The 1,571-nt window shown below is 44.7% G+C and carries 2 protein-coding genes; both read left to right on the forward strand.

Translation table 11 applies throughout. The features are described from left to right. The coding region (locus B7X71_RS16625) for a 4Fe-4S binding protein (protein WP_293601551.1) at nt 1–782 on the forward strand (782 nt) is incomplete at its 5' end. Further along, nucleotides 779–1,420, forward strand: a complete 642-nt coding sequence (locus B7X71_RS16630) for a molecular chaperone TorD family protein (RefSeq protein WP_293598777.1) — start codon at nt 779–781, stop codon at nt 1,418–1,420. The genes B7X71_RS16625 and B7X71_RS16630, both read left to right, overlap by 4 nt. The last annotated feature ends 151 nt before the right edge of the window (nt 1,421–1,571 follow it).

Below are 1,571 nucleotides of genomic sequence, written 5' to 3' on the forward strand. Positions count from 1 at the left end.
CAACAGGAATCGACCTATGGTTAGGCGCATTGAGTTATGGCTTTAGTGAGGTTTACTTATTGTTGTCAGGTGAGCAAGATCCTGCTTATCAAGCTGCTTTGCAAACACAGACTGAGCTCTGCAATGCAATCTTGGCGGCATATGGCTTTGAAGCGCGCATCAGTTTGATCCATGCGGCTGCATCAGATGACATAGCCTCGGTTTCTTTGGTGATGGGTCAGTTGCGTCAACGTGGTCCACTTGCAGCAGTGTGTACCCCCGCTACTTTTGGTTTAAACAATCAGAAGAGAGAGACGATAGAAGCAGTTTTAGGTCATTTGGAAAAACAGGCAACAACAGCTTTGCCTGAGGCAGGCGCTCCTTTGCCGGCCTCCTCATTACTGGGCGGCTTAAATATCAACAAGGATGCATGTACGCTATGTATGTCATGTGTTGGCAGTTGCCCAGAAGGTGCGCTATTAGACAATCCGGACGAGCCTAAGTTGTCCTTTATAGAGAAGCAATGTGTTCAGTGCGGCATCTGTGTAACCGCTTGCCCTGAGCATGCTTTGAGCTTGATGCCACGCTTATTGAGCGTAGATCAAAGAAAGCAACGAGTTAATTTAAATGAGACCAAGCCTTTTCACTGCATTAGTTGTGGCAAGCCCTTTGGGACTCTCAAAATGGTTGACCTGATGTTGACCAAGCTTGGTACACATGCCGCCTTCTCTGGACCAGCAATGGAGCGCTTAAAGATGTGTAGTGATTGTCGCGTAGTAGATATGATGAAGAATGAAACATGAGTGAATTAGAAAAAGATCAGAAGATTGCAGAAGTGGGTGACGTTGGCTTGCCTGAAGATTTAGCCAGAGCTGACTTATATGGTTTGATAGCCCGCTTCTTTTTGTTACCCCCTGATCAGGAGCTGCTTGACCAGATAGCGGCATCTATCCCAGAGGGGCAGGGCAGTGCTGATGAAGCGCCACTTGCTCGACTATGGGATAACTTGGTGGAATTAGCTAAAAATAATCCTGCTCAAGCATGGAGAGATGAATTTGATGCGAACTTCATTAGCGTTGGTAAGCCAAATGTTGTTCTCAATGCATCTTTTTACTTGGCAGGACATCTCAACGAAAAGCCTTTGGTGGAGATTAGGCGCTCCTTAGACACATTTGGTCTTGAAGCTGCCGAGAATATTACTGAAACTGAAGATCACATCGCTGCCTTGTGTGAGGTTATGCGTTATCTCATCGCTGGTGACGATGTGGTGATTTCCAACCTGACAAATCAAAGGATCTTTTTTAATGCCCATATTCGTCCCTGGTATGACGAATTGTGCGATGCAATAGAAATAATTCCGGACATGCATTTATATCATTCAGTTGCTGCCTTGACCCGTGAATTCATGGCAATTGAAGCCCAAGGCTTCGATATGATTTGATATTGCATTGCATCATTTTTCTGTGATCAATTCACCGAAAATATATTTATTGTCACATATGCAAAAAATGCAATTACTAGTTACACTTTGACATAGATCAATTTGCACCACAAAGGAGTTTGCGATGAGCACTAAGTCCACCAGCGCAGTT

The organism is Polynucleobacter sp. 39-46-10 (genome assembly GCF_002282275.1).

Excerpts from the sequence above, each read along its gene's own strand:
- B7X71_RS16630 (WP_293598777.1), top strand. The coding sequence starts at position 779 with ATGAGTGAATTAGAAAAAGATCAGAAGATTGCAGAAGTGGGTGACGTT.